Source organism: Vibrio iocasae (assembly GCF_042245395.1).
GTDB lineage: Bacteria > Pseudomonadota > Gammaproteobacteria > Enterobacterales > Vibrionaceae > Vibrio > Vibrio iocasae.
In genome coordinates this window covers 251,135-267,472 of the sequence record NZ_CP145310.1, presented here as the reverse complement: position 1 = coordinate 267,472, position 16,338 = coordinate 251,135, and the positions used below count along the sequence as shown (strand labels likewise).

Sequence of the window (16,338 nt, the reverse complement as noted above, 5' to 3'; positions counted from 1 at the left end):
TAGCTTATGCAGTCGCTGCTTCTTTGGCACTTTCTGTTTTCTCAAGTCCAAGACACGCAAGTACCAATCCCGCGAGAGAAACAAAGCAAACTACAGTCATGGTCATAGAACTAGCGATGCCAAACTTCTCAACAACTGCCGATGACACTGCTGGAGCTAATGTGCTTCCCACAGTGCCGCAAGTAAGAAGAAACGTAACAAGCACGGCAGGGGCACTTCTAAGCTGCATTGAACCAACAGAAATTGCAAGCTTGAATAGGCTTGAAGTCAGGAACCCAAATCCTAAAGTTACTGTCAAAAATTGTTCAGCATTGTCTACAGCGGCCAGATAGATTGTAAACCCAGCAGCGATAACAACAACTGCTGCTAAGAATAGTCTTGCAGGTATTTTTGCAACAATAATAGTTGAAACGATCAAGCCAAATAGTGCAGGTCCCCAGTAATTGCCAATCACGGCACCTGATTCTGCAGCAGCTACTCCAAACTCAGATTGTAGGTAGTTTGGCCCCCAAGATACAAAAGTATTCTGACCAATAAGGTATAAACAAACGGCTATACCCATGATCATTACTCGGACTGTAAAAATGTCTTTGAAGGAGCCTTTTGATTCCACTTTTTCTTCATCTGAAGACTCTTGAACTTCCCCTTTTGGAAATTTTAGAGTAAAACTTCCAACCAATATAATCGCAGCGCATACTGCTACTGCTGCGTAACCTTTCGTCCACAGCATGCTTGCAGCCATGATCGAAACTGTTAATGCAGGGAATATCATGCCCGAGGCACTAAAGGCACAGTCTGTAGCGATGAATGCAGATGCTCGTTGTTTTTCTTCAAACACTTGGGAGATCAAGACAGCACCACCAGACAGTCCAGCGCCACAACAGAAACCCAAGATTAAAAAGTACGCAGAAACAAGAGTTTGGTCTCTAATGTCTAGTACAACTAGACAGGCCATTGTAATCAGAAATATTGAGTAAATAACTTGGAATACTTTCTTAATCGTAAAGTGCGAGTATATGTACATTGAAGCTGTAGTGCCGATTAATGTACCACCAGTCAGGAATGAGAACATCGCACCAGATTCTGTCATGCTGATATTAAGGTATTCAGCTAGTGGATTAATAACCACACCAATTTGCGTTACTAGTCCAGCCATAACCATATAGGTCATAAAAGCTATAGCCATATAGGTCGCTTTAAACATGTTCATGTTGAACTCCTGTATAGGATTGTGTTTAAAATGAAGGGATAAGCTAAATCACTATCCCTTAGGAATAAAAATTAAGCTTTATCTTTCAGAATGATTTCTCTCATCGCTTCGATACCCACCTCGATCGCTTTATGAATATCATTCTTAGGGTAGTTGTTTGCAGAAATGTCTTTCGCATCTTCCGGGGCGACACTTGTAGCAGAAACCAGCACAGTGCCAACACGATAGTCAAATGAAGTACCAACAGTAAACAAAGTTGCAGATTCCATACTTGTAATTATCGCACCACCACGAACGTATGATTCCCACTTCTGTATTAATTCTTTACCATTAGGACGAGTTTCAGGTTCGATCTCAGTAAAGAAAGAGTCTTTAGTGATTGAGATGCCCACTTCGTAATTATGCGGTGTTTTTTCAGCTGCGCTGACTAAGGCAGCCAAAACGTTGTAGTCAGGTACAGCAGGGAACTCAGCAGGAACAAAGTGATAGCTACAGCCGTCCATACGCACAGTTCCGTTTAGTAGAACAAGATCACCTTTATCTACTTTTGGTGACGTAGACGCTCCAGTGCCGATACGAATGAATGTATCAGCACCGAGCTTGCCTAATTCTTCGATACAAATGCCAGCAGATGGCCCCCCCATACCAGTAGAAGTAACAAGAACTCTTTCACCCTCAAGATAACCTTCATAAGTCGTGTGTTCGCGATTTTGAGCTACTTTCTTATAATCATCGAGATATTCAGCGATTAATGGTACACGTTCGGGGCTACCGGGTAGAAATGCATAGCGGCCAACTTCTTCTTTACATAAAAGCGTATGTAGCATTCTTTCGGACATAATATTCTCCAGTAAATTTTTTTGACAATGATAGCGAGCTTACTTATAAGCCATTGATTATTTTTGAATGTTAAAAAAGTGAATAAACTAATAATTTAGAAACCTATCGTATATAAATAACCATTTAGTAATCTTGTGTTACAGCTAATATTATTTTTATTAATTTAGGCGTTCAAATCCAACCAGCTCTTCATCTAAAATATTTGCAACTCAGAAAAACAAATAAAAAAATCAATGGAAAATTTTCCGAAATAAAGCTTATTTATGTGATCGAAATTGCATAATCGTAGACAGATAGGAGTGTAGCCTATCAGAACAATCAATTTCACATAGTCAAAAAACAATGAGGAAAATTTTCCAATAGTTATATTAATATTGCTCACAATTCAAATTGCTTACTTTTGCTTTATATTTATTTTTGACTTAAACAACCAAGGCTTAATAATTACCCTCATGGTTATATTAAAATTGTTTTTCACTTTAAAGGCTTAGATGGTAAATATTAATAAAAAAGATAAAATCGTACGCAAAGAAGGCAATAAAACTAATTGATTTAACAACTCTGAATAATGATGATACAGAGCAGAAAATTATCGATCTTTGTAAATCTGCAAAAACACCCGTTGGCAATACCGCAGCTATCTGCATCTACCCTCGATTTATCCCAGCAGCGAAAAAACAGCTACTGGCACAAGGTACACCAGAGATACGTATAGCCACGGTAACTAACTTTCCGCATGGTAATGACGACATCAATATTGCTGTAGCAGAAACCAAGGCCGCCATTGCTTATGGCGCTGATGAAATAGATGTTGTTTTCCCTTACCGTGCTCTGATTTCTGGTGATGAGGAAACAGGTTTTCAACTTGTTAAGAAAGTAAAGGAGGCCTGTAATGACATTCTTCTTAAGGTGATAATAGAAACAGGTGAACTAAAAGAAAAAGCATTAATCAAACGTGCATCTGAAATATCTATTGAAGCTGGTGCAGATTTTATCAAAACATCAACTGGTAAAGTGCCGGTAAACGCTACGCCGGAAGCGGCTGAAATCATGCTAAAAGTGATTCGTGACAAAAAAGTTTCTGATAAGGTTGGTTTTAAACCTGCTGGTGGAGTTCGCACCGCAGAAGATTCAGCACAATTTCTCGCTATGGCTGAAGAAATTTTAGGAACTGAGTGGGTTGATAGCACACATTATCGCTTTGGTGCTTCAAGCTTACTAACCAATCTATTAAACACATTAGAAGTAACGGACAAAACAGCAGAACCATCTGCGTACTAATGTACTTTGATTTCCTCTTCCATCAAAACAAATGGCATTGAACTCTAATTATTTTTTCACATAAAGTGCCATTTTTGCCATCTGCAACCCGTTAAAGGAATATTATGAAACGTGCAACTATTTTAGTCTTAGATTCATTTGGTATTGGTGCAACCGATGATGCAAAATTGTTTGGTGATACGGGGGCAAATACCCTCGGACACATTGCAGAATTTTGTGCTCAAGGTAAGGCCGACGATGCTGAAAGAGAAGGATCACTCAAATTACCTTATCTTGAAAGTCTAGGTCTTGGTATGGCTGCTAAAGAATCGACAGGAGAACTACCCAAAGGGTTTGAAGAGTTAGTAAGCACTATTGGTGCATACGGTCACGCAGCTGAACTATCTTCGGGTAAAGATACACCATCTGGTCATTGGGAAATCGCTGGGGTTCCTGTTCTATTTAATTGGGGCTACTTCACTGAGAAAACAGAAAGCTTTCCAGAACAATTATTAAATAAAATTGTTCAACGTGCAGGTATCCCCGGTTACCTGGGGAATTGCCACTCATCAGGCACTGTAATTTTAGATGAGCTTGGTAAAGAGCACATGAGAACAGGTAAGCCGATTTTCTATACTTCTGCGGACTCTGTGTTTCAGGTTGCGTGTCATGAAGAGACATACGGCCTAGATAATCTTATGGATCTGTGCCAAATCATTCGTGAAGAGCTTGAGCCGTACAATATTGGTCGTGTTATTTCTCGTCCCTTTGTTGGTACTGCATCTGGTGAGTTTAAAAGGACAGGCAATAGAAGAGATCTATCTTTAGAACCACCGGAGAAAACCATTTTGGATAAGCTTGTTGAAGAGAAACAAGGTAACGTTATTTCTATAGGTAAAATCGCCGATATTTATGCTAATTGCGGCATTACAAAAAAAGTGAAAGCTACGGGTATTAAGGCCCTTTTTGATGCTACCGTCGAGCAAGTCAAAGAGGCTGGCAACAACACAATTGTCATAACTAACTTTGTTGACTTTGATTCAGCCTATGGCCACAGGCGCGATGTGGCAGGCTACGCAAAGGCATTGGAGTATTTTGACTCTAGGCTACCGGAAATTTTAGATATTTTAGAAGTAGACGACATTCTTATCCTAACTGCTGATCATGGTTGTGATCCAACTTGGCAAGGTACAGATCACACTAGGGAACATATACCTGTACTTGTATATGGTGATGTTCCTAGCGTTTCGTTAGGACGAAGAGAAACATTTTCTGATATAGGTCAAAGCCTAGCTGATTATTTCGGCACAACTAAAATGAGGTATGGAAAAACCTTCCTTTAGTGGTGATTAAACCAATTTATGCAGCTCACAAGCATCCGGGGATATCAGTACATATTACAAGTTTCTGGTTTATAGTTATACCACTCCTAAATTATGTGTTTTTGTGGTTCCCCGACCAAAAGTATCGCTAGTAAAGAAAAAGGTAATTCTGAGTTAAAGGAAAAATTTGTTCATTTCATAGACTAGTCAGAGCTCTTCCCATCATTTAGTAATTGCAGACAAAAAACTCAGCATTCCACCTACACTGAGAATGATACTTTTCAAGTTTTATCCATTCCCTTCCTACTCTAGTAATCAATTTATACCCAATTAGAGGTACATAACTGCCTAAATCGTGATCCATCTCTCTACAGAGATCATTCTTAATTGCCCCAGATCAATATGTGAAATCACCTTCCCTGACAAATTACATCTCGTGATCCATATATATACTTATACATATATACAGATCACAAAGCAATGTGAGCATATGTAGCGAAAAGCTACAAAAATAACGATAAAAAGGTTTAAAGCACATGGGAATAACACGCAGAACGTTTCTACAAGGTGCGCTGGCCGGATTAATTACCACTGGAATCACGATTAAAAGTGAACTAAACCCGATTACTCGCGCCATGGCGAAAGAGGGATTGGTATTCAGACCGGGATCTGGCAAGTGGGTGGGTTCAACCTGTAACGGTTGTACCTCATTCTGTTCAAAACAGGTTTACGTTCAGGACGGCAGAGCGTTGCACATTCGGGGGAATGAACACTCAAAAGTGCATGGCACATCTAGCTGTCCAAGACAGTATCTGGCGCTTCAGGAACTTTACGATCCTGACAGAGTTCGTGCACCTATGATTCGTACCAACCCGGAAAAAGGGCGAGGTGTCGATCCGCAGTTCAAATCTATCAGCTGGGATGAAGCCATTAAACTTATGGCTGACAAGATTATGGCGCTTCGTGAACAGGATGAAACGCACAAATATGTATCTCTGCGCGGCCGTTATTCCTACCTAAGTGACCTTTTGATCAAAAACTTTACTCAGGTTCTGGGTTCACCAAACGCCATTACACATAGTGCGCTTTGTGCGGAAGCAGATAAGTTCGGCAGCTTCTTTACTGAAGGCAACTGGGGCTACCGCCAGTACGATATCAAAGACACACGATACATACTCTCTTTTGGTGTAGATCCATTGAGCGCAAACCGTCAGGTTTCTTACTACTGCAGCGAGTGGGGTAACACACTTGATAATGCACAAGTAGCCATTGTTGATCCACGATTCTCAGCATCTGCGGCAAAAGCAGACGAATGGGTTCCGGTTGTTCCGGGTCAGGATGCAGCTCTTGGTCTAGCACTTGCCCATCAGGTACTGATTACCGGTGGTTGGTATCGTCCATTTGTCGGTGATTTCATTGATGGTCAGAACCGATTTGTATCAGGAGAAACTGTTGATGTAGAAACTTTCGAAGATAAGCACACTCATGGCCTTGTTCAGTGGTGGAATCTGGAACTGAAAGATCGTACACCTGAGTGGGCGGCTGAGAAATGTGGGATCTCTGCAGACCAAATTCGTCGACTTGCTGGCAAACTAACAGATGCAGCACCAAGAGTTCAGATCTGGCGTTCACGTGGCGTTCAGATGCAACATCGTGGAGGATACACTGCGATAGCATTGCATGCCCTTAATGGTCTACTTGGTACTGTCGATCAGGAAGGGGGCGTTCTTCAGTGGGCTTCAGCTCCGTTAGGCAAAATTCCTTCATCAAAAGCCTATGTTGATGAGATTGGTAAGCACGGCCTTAAGCACGAAAAAATTGACCGTCGAGGGCGTCTTGAATTCCCGGCACTTAAGAAGGGCAAGAGCGGTGGCGGTGTTGTAACTAATGCTGTGGCGGACAGTATTTTGCTAGAAGATCCATACTTGCCTAAGTTCGTGTTGGGTTACTTCAACAACTTCTCGTTCTCTGCTCCAGGTGGTCAGCGTTGGGAAGAAGCACTTAAGAAGATCGACTTCGTTACTCATATCACGACCAACATCAGTGAATTTAGTTGGTATGCAGACCTTATCCTACCTGCACCGCACTTTATCTTTGAGCGCTGGGGCATCCAGAAATCTGCTGGTAACCGTCATACACAAGTATCTATTACTCAACCTGTAGTCAAAAAACTAGGTAAAGCGGTAGAAGATGAGTGTGGCATCCCATGGTTAGTCGCAGAGGAACTGAATAAACGCGGATTTAAAGAGCCAATGCAATACCTGCTAGGGGAGTTTAAAGATCCTGAAACTGGTAATGAGCCAACCAGCCCAGATGAACTGGCACTCTACGCGACTAAGATTCTTACTCAAAAACTTTGGGATCCAATGCAATATCAGCAAGGTGACCGATTCAGCGGTTGGGAAGAATTCCGCGAAAAAGGGGTTTGGAACTCAAAACCTTATGAGTTCAGAAAGCGCTGGAGCCATATGAAAACAGAGACTAAGAAGTTCGAATTCTATAGCGAAACTTTGAAGCACTCTCTGGAGAAACACGCGAAAAAGCATCATGCAAGCATTGACGATGTGATGGAAGCGACGGGTTACCTGGCTCGCGGTGAAATGGCGTTTGTTCCTCACTATGAACCCCCATTCCGCTACGGTGATGAGGAAGAGTTCCCAATGCTGTTTGTGGATCATAAATCACGTCTGAATCGTGAAGGGCGCTCAGCCAACCTGCCTTGGTATCAGAACAACCTGGATATCGATCCGGGTGCACGCAAACACTCAGATATTGCCAAGCTTAACCCTGTTGATGCAGAGGCTCTGGGCATTAAAGATGGTGACACCATTCGCATTACCTCGATTCAGGGAAGCATGACTTGTGAAGCAGGTATTTTTGAAGGTGTTCGTCCGGGCACTGTTGCGAAAGCCTTCGGGCAAGGCCATTGGGCTTACGGCAAAGTTGCTTCAGCTGAATTTGGTAAAACACCGTTTGGCGGCAGCAACAACGAAGTCCTTCCACCAGCATTTGAACAGTTATCCGGTTCTTCGGCCTTCTATGGTCAGATTGGTATCCGGGTAGAAAAAGTATAGGAGGTTAAGCAATGCGTTTCGGAATGGTCATAGATCAACAAAAATGTGTCGGTTGTACTGGCTGTGTTTTCGCTTGTAAGGCCGAAAACAATACACCAGCCGATATCAACTGGTGTGACAAAATCACAACCACTAAGGGCAAATTTCCTGATGTGAGTTTTGAGTATGTATCCACCATGTGTAATCACTGTGAGGATGCACCTTGTGTAAATGGTTGTCCTACTCAGGCAATGCACAAGGGAGAAGGCGGCCTGACACTTCACGATCCGGATAAATGTATCGGTTGTAAAGCGTGTATGGTGAACTGCCCTTACGGTGTCATTAGCTTTAACTGGGATAGTCCACACAAAGCTTGGCAGAGCGATAAAGGATTGGCTGACGGTACGTTTACACCAATCAAAATGATTGAAGAAGTTGGTGGCGAAGGAAGTCCGCAAAGTAACCCTGAGCGAGCGAACACATACCCTGTACTTCGTAAGCGCGGTACTGTGGAAAAATGTACCTTCTGCGATCACCGCCTAAAAGAAGGTCTGAATCCGGCTTGTGTCGATGCCTGCCCTTCAAATGCTCGAGTTGTCGGTGATTTGGATGATCCAAACAGTGAAGTCTCCCGTCTAATCCGTAAATACGATGGTAAGCCACTAAAACCGGAATTGGGTACGGGCAGTAAGGTGTTCTATATCCGCAAATACACCCCACAAAGGGCTTAACAGGAGAGATAACATGGAAAACAAAAAAGGCAGTCTTTTATTGTTAAGCATTGCGGCTATCGGTTTACTGTTTGGCGGTTACTTCGCAATTGAAGAGTGGTTTATCGAACCATCCTTTGCAACTAACGACGCGATGATATGGACGCTACCATTAGTTAGCTATATTTTCCTCGCGCTGACTAGCACCGGTATCTCTATACTGCTTACTGGTGGTGAACTGATTGGTAACCAAGTGATTAAAGCACATAAGTCTATTTTGCTTATCACTGCACTTTCTCTGCTAATCGGAGCTTTTGCATCACTAGCAACAGAGCTGGGTTCATTTCTGAATGTGTTCTGGCTGCTTATTACGCCGAACCCTACATCGCCAATCTGGTGGATGGGTACATTATATTCAATTGAACTTGGCTTGTTAGGTATCAAGCTATTTGCGCTACTAAGTGGACGCAAATTCAGCTTTGATCGCTGGCTATCAGTTGGTACGTTGGTAATCGCTGTATCGGCATCTCTGGTACTGGGTAGCGTGTTTGGTACTGCCATCAGTCGTGTAGGTTACTACGGTATGGATGCATCTGTTCTAACATTCACTTTCGCTCTGGCATCTGGGTTGTGCGTTGCACCACTTTTGCTAACAAGTGATAAAAGGGATGTATTAGTGCTGCCCGGCAGAATCGTTCTTGCGTTGCTTGCTATGTTGCTTGTCGTCAAAGCGGTATACCTGACTCGCAGCAGCATTCCTGCTGAAATGCAGTGGCTAAGTTTACTGGTACCTTTTGCTTTGGCCGTCTCAGCCGTGCTGTATAAATCATCTCCGCAGCTGTGTGCGCTGATTGCCCTACCAACTATCTTGTATACCGAACTCGCATTCGTTATTCAGGGGCAGGTACAAGCACTTGGTCCAAAGCAGACATGGTTTGATACGACTCAGGCTTATATGCCGAACATTGCAGAAGTTGGCGTGTTTATCTTCGGTTGTTCGGTGGCTTACCTATGCTTCTACGTCTTGAGAGCGTTTGCACCTTCTAACAGTGAAGAAAAAGAAGCTATTGCTTAAACGCTCGCTATAAAAACGCAAAGCGGCTATTCATAAAGAACTAGCCGCTTTGTTATATTTGCTAAAAGCCAACTCTAAGAATCACCTATTGGAGGTGAGCTATCTATCCATAGTTAATGACTTTTCGAATACTCCAGTCTGACTTGCTTTATCTTTTCCAAAACATTAACTGGTCGCTTTACGACAACGGTACATTTAGAGCGAACTTTATCTCTATAGGAAATCTCAAATTCACCTTCGGGAACAGGTCCCGCCAGTTCTACACAGTTTTTATCCACCTGTGACATATATAGCTGTTGGTAATCCATACCTTGAGGAGATCTACATAGACCGAGGCATACACCTTCAGTGCTGTATTCTGAGCATTCCCAGATATGACCCATTAAAACCATTCCCTGCCCATAGAAAAAACGGCCTTTATCAAAGTTTCCTTGGAATGGGACGAAGTTGCTCTCGTTCAGTTCCTCCCCCTCGTTTTCTCGAGCGATTATCTTGCCAAAAGGATCCGTGAGAGTATGTATTAACCTATTGGATTCTCCAGCCTTGAAAGTAATCGCCGTTTGGCACGTATCTGAATAATGTGTTTCCTGAGCATTGAGATAAAGTGGTATTAACATTATGAGTAAAAATGCTTTTATTCTTATCATTTCTCTTTCCTTGAGCTAAGCAAAATCATCTAATTCAAAGCTCTATGATAGTACTAACGACTCTCACCGAATTAGATTCTCGTCTCAAAACAAAAGAGATTTTAATGCCCGCTACCTAACAAAATTATGAATAAAATCCACATTGTATTTGGGATAATGCAGTGATGGGATGGATGCGTAGGCTGCAAAAAAGCAAAAGGCGATACCATTTCTGATATCGCCTCTTAGGGGGAGCGCATGAATCTGTCACCTAGTTTAGCTATCCCGATCCCCTCACCATTCAAGCCAAATTTAGGATCAAACTTATGCAACAATCCATAAATGTTATGTTATAACATTTATGGATTAATGATAGTTTTAAGTCCTCTCACTGCTTGAAAACTAGCCATAGGTCACATAAACCGTACATCCCACCCTATTTGCTTATCCGATTTCTCTTTCACACACTCTAGTCTTTTCAAAGCAGGTTGTGACTATGAGACGTAACAGACGAAATGCGTAACTCGTTTGGAATACATTAAAATAAAAATTTCAGATGGTTAGAAAAATGAAAAGAAAAATTATACCTGCATTCACCGCAAGTATTCTGGCTTTACTCTTCTCTAAATGTAGCTTTGCTGAGCGTAATGCGCTTCCACTACCCTCCAGTCAACAATGGCTGAAACATGTAGAACAAGGATTAATGCCCTATTGGATGATGGAGTCAGCGCAAGGGCATCCAATAGGAAACTTCCCAACTTTCCGATGTGATGATGGAACTGTTCTGGATGTAACCGATATCTGCCCCGAGTTAAATGCAGACTGGATATCACCCAACTTTGGGCGTGAATATACCCGGATGAAATCTCGTCAAACCTATGCCTACGGTGTGATTTATCACTTAACTGGAAACAGACAGGCCCTTGAACTGGCGAGGAAAGGTGCCTACTACCTAGTTGATAACCTTCAGGACAAGGAGCACGGCGGTTTTGTATCGTTCACCAAAGAAAATAAGCCCGGTTTGAACTGGCGGCAAAGAACGGTTCAGGATCAGGCATACGCGCTTGTCGGCCTCGCTATGTATTACTACCTAACCCGAGACAAAAAAGTCGAAAAAACCCTGATAAAACAACAAGCCTTCATATTTGACCAATATCGCCTGGGTGACGGGACTGGTCTAGCTTGGGTACTGAAAGACGGAGATGGTCAAAGCACTAAACAACGCGAACTGGTTGCTCAGCTTGATCAAATCAATGCCTACTTATTGCTCGTGGCACCACTTTTACCGGAACCCGCAAAGGCCACATGGCTGAAAGATTTGAACTGGTTAACTCAGCAAATGATGGAGCATTATCATTCCGCTGAAGAATCGCGTTTTTATGGGGCAATTCATCACAAAGCAGTCATGATGCAGGATGCCCGGCACAATGATTTTGGCCATACCATCAAGGCTTACTGGATGACATTGCTGACTTCTCAGGTTACTGGAAATGAAGAGTTGAAAGAATTTGCAGTAGAGGGAATACAAACAACGCTTTCAAGAGCCAGTTATCAAGTGGAATATAGCCAGGTTAAAGATTTCTTTAGCAATGAGTTTAAGTTGAACTGGGTCGGAACAGACATCGTAAGTTGGATGAGTCGTCCGTACAACAGATGGATATCCTCATGGGAATGGGCGGAACTGGATCAGGCCGCAATGACAGTTTCGTTAATTGATGACTCTCAAACAGATAAGCTTCAATACACTCTGCCAACCTACATGGATGTTTGGGTTGACCATAAATACGGTGGTGTGGGGCTAGGTCCAAAATCAACCAAAGCCTTTCATTGGGGAAATGGCTACCATCAATTTGAACATGCTTTGATCGGTTACCTGTTTGCCAGCCAATATGAAGGCAAGCCAGCGACGCTTTACTACGCACTGGATAAACCAACTGACAAAGCACTCCAACCGTATTACTTCTCAGCCGATATTCTGGATATCGAACCGATATCATTGGAATCACAGCATAGTGGGCAGAGAGTGCAGTATGAGAACATCTCTCCAATCAAGAAGAACTAAAGCTAGGCTCTTATTGAAAAAAGGCGGTGAGAACCGCCTTTTTCTTGTGTGCTTAAAACCCTTCCAGCACAATTTTTCCTTTTGCTTTTTGGGATTCTAAAAGCTCATGGGCACGCTTTAGGTTTTCAGCATTAATCACCCCAAAATGTTCACCTACCGTTGTTTGAACTTGTCCTTCATCAATCATGCCTGCCACAGCACCTAGAATCTTATGTTGCTCAACCATGTCATCAGTTTCGAAAAGCGAGCGCGTGAACATAAACTCCCAGTGAAGAGAAATGCTTTTTTGCTTTAGAGGAAGGATATTGAACTCGTGTGGGTCATCAATCAGACCAAACTTACCCTGAGGTTTGAGGACTTTCACAACTTCACTCATATGTTGCTCTGTGCCATTTAGGCTCACAACATAATCGACACAGTTTTCCTGCCCTAGCTCTTCGCTTAACGGGTTATGGTGATTGATCACCTGATCAGCACCGAGTTCTTTAAGCCACTCTGATGTTTCCGGTCGGGAAGCGGTTCCTATCACGGTTAAGTTTGTCAGCTGCTTCACAAGCTGAACCATGATTGAGCCCACTCCACCAGCGGCACCAATGATCAAGATACTTTTTGGGCTTTCCGCGTCCACTTCCAGACGGTCAAAAAGCATTTCCCAAGCCGTTAACGTAGTTAGTGGTAGCGCTGCTGCTTCGGCATTAGAAAGTGTTACAGGAGCTTTACTCACGATTCTCTCATCCACCAACTGATATTCAGCGTTCGTTCCCGAACGAGTTAAATCTCCGGCATACCACACACGATCACCAGGCTTGAACAAAGAACATTGGTCACCAACTTGTTCGACGATGCCAACCGCATCCCATCCCAGCACTTTGTGTTCCCCCTCCGCAGGCTCAACACGCATCCTTACTTTTGTATCAACCGGGTTAACGGATATCGCTTCAACCTTTACTAACAGGTCTTTGCCCGATACTTCTGGCTTGGGTAATTCTATATCCAATAGTGATGCTGACTTGTTGATTGGTAGAGAGTGCTGGTAACCGATGGCTTTCATAAGTATCTCCGCTGGGTTCATTTTATGCTGTTGACGCCAATAATAATTGACGACAATTTTTTGAAAAACTGCCATTATTGAAAAACACTTTTAACAGATATTTGAAAATGAAATCTCTACAAGATATTAAGGTTTTCATAGAAACAGCTCGGGTTAATAGCTTTTCAGAAGCCGCACGATCTCTTGGTCAAACGCCTGCAGCGATTAGCAAAGCAGTACAAAGGCTGGAATCGGATCTGGGTTTTAGTCTGTTTATCCGTTCAACACGAAGGCTCCGACTTTCCGAGCAGGGAGAGCAATATCTTCCTTACTGCACAAGAGCGATAGAGCAACTGCAGGAAGGGCTAGCCACGATAGAAAACAGAAATCAGTCACTATCGGGTTTGCTGAAAATATCGATGCCTTCAGATACCGGACGACAGCTCCTCATTCCTTTGTTAGACGAGTTTATGGATATACATCCAAACCTTACTATTCATGTCCACCTATCGGACAGCTATGCAGATATTTACAGTCATTCGGTTGATATTGCGTTACGTTTTGGCGAGCCATCTGATTCATCGCTTATCGCAATGCCTATAGCAAAAGATAATCGTCGGATTCTATGCGCATCAGAATCTTACGTTAACCAGCATTTGGATATTGTGCATCCAGAGCAGTTGGGTGATCACAACTGCCTCTGCTTTTCTGTCAATGAGGGCTTACTTTCTAAATGGAGCTTCACTCACGTTTTAACTGGTGAGGAAATAAAAATAACAGTAGATGGGAACCGAAAAGCAAGTGATGGGAATGTCGTTCGTCATTGGGCAAAAAGCGGTAAAGGCATCGCATATAAATCACTAATCGATGTTGCCGATGATCTAGAGAGTGGCGCTCTTATAGAGTTATGCCCAGAGTGGCGAGGAGAACCTGCACCACTCTATATGGTATTTGCTAACCGAAGCCAGTACAGCCCTGCAGTACGTCAACTCAAAGAGTTTTTGCAATCGCGTATCAGTGACTACCTGACACACTCTGATTAAGATCGCATTGAATTAAGCTGGATCATAAGCTTCTAACGAAACACCATCGATTACATATCCCGACTCAGCTCCCAGTTCATCTGTCATGGTCGATTCTGTTTTTATTGTTCCGGTTATATAAACAACATCCCATAAGTCCTGAAACGGAGCACCATCTTCAAACTTTACGTAGATAATCTGATTTGCCGGAGGTGGCGGAACATGGATGCAAGCACCAAGAAAAGGCACCAGAAGAAACTCTGAAACCGTGTCAGAATCGCCTTCTAAGGGAATAACAAAACCCGGAATCTTAACGTTGCTGCCACTTAAATCTTGCCTTACGCTACCGTACTTAGACTGCAAAGCGGCCTCTCCGCTGTGCTCCAATGGTGGCATAGACAGATCGGTGAATTTGCCCCTCTCACTCTCTGGAATTAGGTCTAGCCAACTGAGTTCTAGAATCTCATCTTTTTGAGCTGAGTTTTCTGCCGCATGTGCTGTAGGTACAAGTAAGCAAGCCATCAAACACAATGTAAAAAAAGAACTCATATTATTTCCTATCGAGAGTTGTCTGCTGCGCGAGCGATCTTTCCTGCAGTTAGTTCGTTTGTTCTTGATAAGCAGAATCACACCACGCGAGCAGACGGCATAAAGGCCAATGATTGCAATCAGATGTAAAAAATACCCTAGTACCGATTCGTCAAAATCCCAGTAACAACCGTATGCATCACCGCGAAATAACTTGGTTGCGATGTCGCGTTCGAATGAAGAGAAAATTCCTTGGACGAAAACACAGGTTGCGATCAGCCACTTCAGCAATGGATAGCGATACTCGGCTTTGGATTGAGAGAATGTACGCTTGACTGTGTTCACTAACCGGGGCCATTGAACCCCAATGTGCGCCCCCGTCAGCACCACCAGCCAGTAAGCTGCCGTTGTATGAAGCGTTTGGACAAACATGCTCGCGTCAAGCCCTAAAAAGCTGAACAATGACTGTGAGACCATTACACTCGTAACCAAAGTCACCAGCGAGGCTGAGACCAAACCCAGATTCACAACGGTATTTACCGTTCTGTGGAGGTTGTAACGCCCTCTGAACAAGCTTTTATACCACTGGAAATTCAAAGCGGTGTGATACAGGATGACCAGACACATGCCCATCCCGACAATCTCGTGAATCAGGTTTTCCGTTAGCAAGTTTGCCATTGCAATAAGCAGAAGTAGGATCAGAGAGGTATCTATTAACAAGTACACTGGATAAGACTTGTTCATCTACACCTCTCTGAGATTTAGTAAACCAAGACCATCGAGCCAGTCATTAATCTTAGTTTGGTTATAGCTATCTTTTACATCGTCACCATAAATGGCCAGCCCAGCGGGTATGGTGTTGTTAGGATAAATCGCCCTGATATCTTTTGGTGCACGAGCAAGACCAGAACCACCATGGGTAACAAAAGGAATAAGTGTCTTGCCTGAGAAATCATATTGTTCAAGCAGGGTGAACATTGCCATCGGCATCGTTGACCACCAGGTTGGAAACCCTAGTAGCACGGTATCGAACTGAGCTAAGTCAGGAATGGCGGTAGCTAAGTCCGGTCGGTATTTTCTTCTCTGCTCCGCTTTAGCTATTACCGTAAGCTCATCATAGGTGCCTTTGTAAGGTATCACCGTTTTGATCTCTACCATCTGCCCACCCGTTCTTCTGTGGACTTCATTGGCTAAATACCGTGTCCGGCCTGTTTGAGAAAAATAAAGAATCAGAATCTTTTCCGCAGGTATTTGTGCAGAATCTAAACCATCAGCCGCGGCACGGGAGCTCACTCCTAGTCCGCAGACAGTTGTTGCTGCTATACCAGCCATAGCCTTAATAAAGTTTCTACGGGACTCTGTTTTACTCATCACTCATTACCTGTATTACCACTGCATCTGTATAAGGTTTTGTTCAAGATTGCAGCAAACTTAGCTCAGAACAGATCATGCCTTTTTGTGAGCGAGATTAAACACAGAGGTGTTTGATAGAGAGTTCAATAATTTTTGATAATCATGGCAGCCATTGACAGGTAAGGCTTCGGGCTATTATTCAATATTTTTTAACACAGCCTTTAGTTGTCCGCTATTTAATCAAAAA

13 protein-coding genes and 1 pseudogene are annotated in these 16,338 nt (G+C 43.0%); 7 read left to right on the top strand and 7 right to left on the bottom strand.

Annotation, left to right across the window (positions count from 1 at the left end):
• Window positions 1-4: 4 nt before the first annotated feature.
• Window positions 5-1,210 carry an MFS transporter TsgA gene (tsgA, locus tag SNR28_RS01210; protein ID WP_375749198.1) on the bottom strand — a complete coding sequence of 402 codons (1,206 nt, stop codon included), beginning with the start codon at window positions 1,208-1,210 and terminating at the stop codon, window positions 5-7.
• A gap of 71 nt (window positions 1,211-1,281) precedes the next feature.
• Window positions 1,282-2,049 carry a nucleoside phosphorylase gene (locus tag SNR28_RS01205; RefSeq protein WP_375749197.1) on the bottom strand — a complete coding sequence of 256 codons (768 nt, stop codon included), beginning with the start codon at window positions 2,047-2,049 and terminating at the stop codon, window positions 1,282-1,284.
• 505 nt (window positions 2,050-2,554) lie between these two features.
• Between SNR28_RS01205 and deoC the strand changes: the two genes are divergently transcribed.
• From deoC to SNR28_RS01180, 5 genes are all read left to right on the top strand, one after another.
• Window positions 2,555-3,331 carry a deoxyribose-phosphate aldolase gene (gene deoC / locus SNR28_RS01200; RefSeq protein WP_375749935.1) on the top strand — a complete coding sequence of 259 codons (777 nt, stop codon included), beginning with the start codon at window positions 2,555-2,557 and terminating at the stop codon, window positions 3,329-3,331.
• Window positions 3,332-3,435: 104 nt separating this feature from the next.
• A complete protein-coding gene (locus tag SNR28_RS01195; protein ID WP_375749196.1) occupies window positions 3,436-4,653 on the top strand; it encodes a phosphopentomutase in 1,218 nt (405 codons plus the stop codon).
• A 515-nt stretch (window positions 4,654-5,168) separates the two neighbouring features.
• The gene (locus tag SNR28_RS01190) at window positions 5,169-7,706 is read left to right on the top strand and encodes a molybdopterin-dependent oxidoreductase (protein ID WP_375749195.1); all 2,538 of its coding nucleotides are present in this window, start codon (window positions 5,169-5,171) and stop codon (window positions 7,704-7,706) included.
• A gap of 11 nt (window positions 7,707-7,717) precedes the next feature.
• Window positions 7,718-8,416: a 4Fe-4S dicluster domain-containing protein gene (locus SNR28_RS01185; RefSeq protein WP_375749194.1), complete on the top strand. Its 699-nt coding sequence runs from the start codon at window positions 7,718-7,720 to the stop codon at window positions 8,414-8,416.
• A 13-nt stretch (window positions 8,417-8,429) separates the two neighbouring features.
• Window positions 8,430-9,470, top strand: a complete 1,041-nt coding sequence (locus tag SNR28_RS01180) for a hypothetical protein (protein ID WP_375749193.1) — start codon at window positions 8,430-8,432, stop codon at window positions 9,468-9,470.
• A gap of 113 nt (window positions 9,471-9,583) precedes the next feature.
• On the opposite strand, the gene SNR28_RS01175 is transcribed toward SNR28_RS01180, so the two are convergent.
• A complete protein-coding gene (locus SNR28_RS01175) occupies window positions 9,584-10,117 on the bottom strand; it encodes a hypothetical protein (RefSeq protein ID WP_375749192.1) in 534 nt (177 codons plus the stop codon).
• Window positions 10,118-10,664: 547 nt separating this feature from the next.
• Between SNR28_RS01175 and SNR28_RS01170 the strand changes: the two genes are divergently transcribed.
• Window positions 10,665-12,158, top strand: a complete 1,494-nt coding sequence (locus tag SNR28_RS01170; protein ID WP_375749191.1) for an AGE family epimerase/isomerase — start codon at window positions 10,665-10,667, stop codon at window positions 12,156-12,158.
• Window positions 12,159-12,210: 52 nt separating this feature from the next.
• Here the strand turns inward: SNR28_RS01170 and SNR28_RS01165 are convergent, their stop codons facing one another.
• Window positions 12,211-13,209 carry a zinc-binding alcohol dehydrogenase family protein gene (locus SNR28_RS01165; RefSeq protein WP_375749190.1) on the bottom strand — a complete coding sequence of 333 codons (999 nt, stop codon included), beginning with the start codon at window positions 13,207-13,209 and terminating at the stop codon, window positions 12,211-12,213.
• Between the two features lie 107 nt (window positions 13,210-13,316).
• Between SNR28_RS01165 and SNR28_RS01160 the strand changes: the two genes are divergently transcribed.
• Complete coding sequence (locus SNR28_RS01160) at window positions 13,317-14,231, top strand: LysR substrate-binding domain-containing protein (protein WP_375749189.1); 915 nt, start codon at window positions 13,317-13,319, stop codon at window positions 14,229-14,231.
• Window positions 14,232-14,243: 12 nt separating this feature from the next.
• Here SNR28_RS01160 and SNR28_RS01155 read toward each other — a convergent pair whose 3' ends face one another.
• The 3 genes and pseudogenes from SNR28_RS01155 to SNR28_RS01145 all read right to left on the bottom strand — a co-directional run bounded on the left by SNR28_RS01155 (window position 14,244) and on the right by SNR28_RS01145 (window position 16,109).
• The gene (locus SNR28_RS01155; protein WP_375749934.1) at window positions 14,244-14,732 is read right to left on the bottom strand and encodes a DUF3299 domain-containing protein; all 489 of its coding nucleotides are present in this window, start codon (window positions 14,730-14,732) and stop codon (window positions 14,244-14,246) included.
• Between the two features lie 372 nt (window positions 14,733-15,104).
• Window positions 15,105-15,365 (bottom strand): annotated as a pseudogene (locus SNR28_RS01150) (DUF4405 domain-containing protein); the annotation flags it as partial.
• 117 nt (window positions 15,366-15,482) lie between these two features.
• Complete coding sequence (locus tag SNR28_RS01145; protein ID WP_375749188.1) at window positions 15,483-16,109, bottom strand: flavodoxin; 627 nt, start codon at window positions 16,107-16,109, stop codon at window positions 15,483-15,485.
• Window positions 16,110-16,338 lie beyond the last annotated feature (229 nt).

What these genes read in the sequence shown, in the direction of transcription:
- SNR28_RS01185 (WP_375749194.1), top strand. Translation starts at nt 7,718, where the DNA reads ATGCGTTTCGGAATGGTCATAGATCAACAAAAATGTGTCGGTTGTACT.
- SNR28_RS01155 (WP_375749934.1), bottom strand. Translation starts at nt 14,732, where the DNA reads ATGGCTTGCTTACTTGTACCTACAGCACATGCGGCAGAAAACTCAGCT.
- SNR28_RS01160 (WP_375749189.1), top strand. Translation starts at nt 13,317, where the DNA reads ATGAAATCTCTACAAGATATTAAGGTTTTCATAGAAACAGCTCGGGTT.
- SNR28_RS01170 (WP_375749191.1), top strand. Translation starts at nt 10,665, where the DNA reads ATGAAAAGAAAAATTATACCTGCATTCACCGCAAGTATTCTGGCTTTA.
- SNR28_RS01165 (WP_375749190.1), bottom strand. Translation starts at nt 13,209, where the DNA reads ATGAAAGCCATCGGTTACCAGCACTCTCTACCAATCAACAAGTCAGCA.
- SNR28_RS01180 (WP_375749193.1), top strand. Translation starts at nt 8,430, where the DNA reads ATGGAAAACAAAAAAGGCAGTCTTTTATTGTTAAGCATTGCGGCTATC.
- SNR28_RS01175 (WP_375749192.1), bottom strand. Translation starts at nt 10,117, where the DNA reads ATGATAAGAATAAAAGCATTTTTACTCATAATGTTAATACCACTTTAT.
- SNR28_RS01145 (WP_375749188.1), bottom strand. Translation starts at nt 16,109, where the DNA reads ATGAGTAAAACAGAGTCCCGTAGAAACTTTATTAAGGCTATGGCTGGT.
- tsgA (WP_375749198.1), bottom strand. Translation starts at nt 1,210, where the DNA reads ATGAACATGTTTAAAGCGACCTATATGGCTATAGCTTTTATGACCTAT.
- SNR28_RS01205 (WP_375749197.1), bottom strand. Translation starts at nt 2,049, where the DNA reads ATGTCCGAAAGAATGCTACATACGCTTTTATGTAAAGAAGAAGTTGGC.
- SNR28_RS01190 (WP_375749195.1), top strand. Translation starts at nt 5,169, where the DNA reads ATGGGAATAACACGCAGAACGTTTCTACAAGGTGCGCTGGCCGGATTA.
- SNR28_RS01195 (WP_375749196.1), top strand. Translation starts at nt 3,436, where the DNA reads ATGAAACGTGCAACTATTTTAGTCTTAGATTCATTTGGTATTGGTGCA.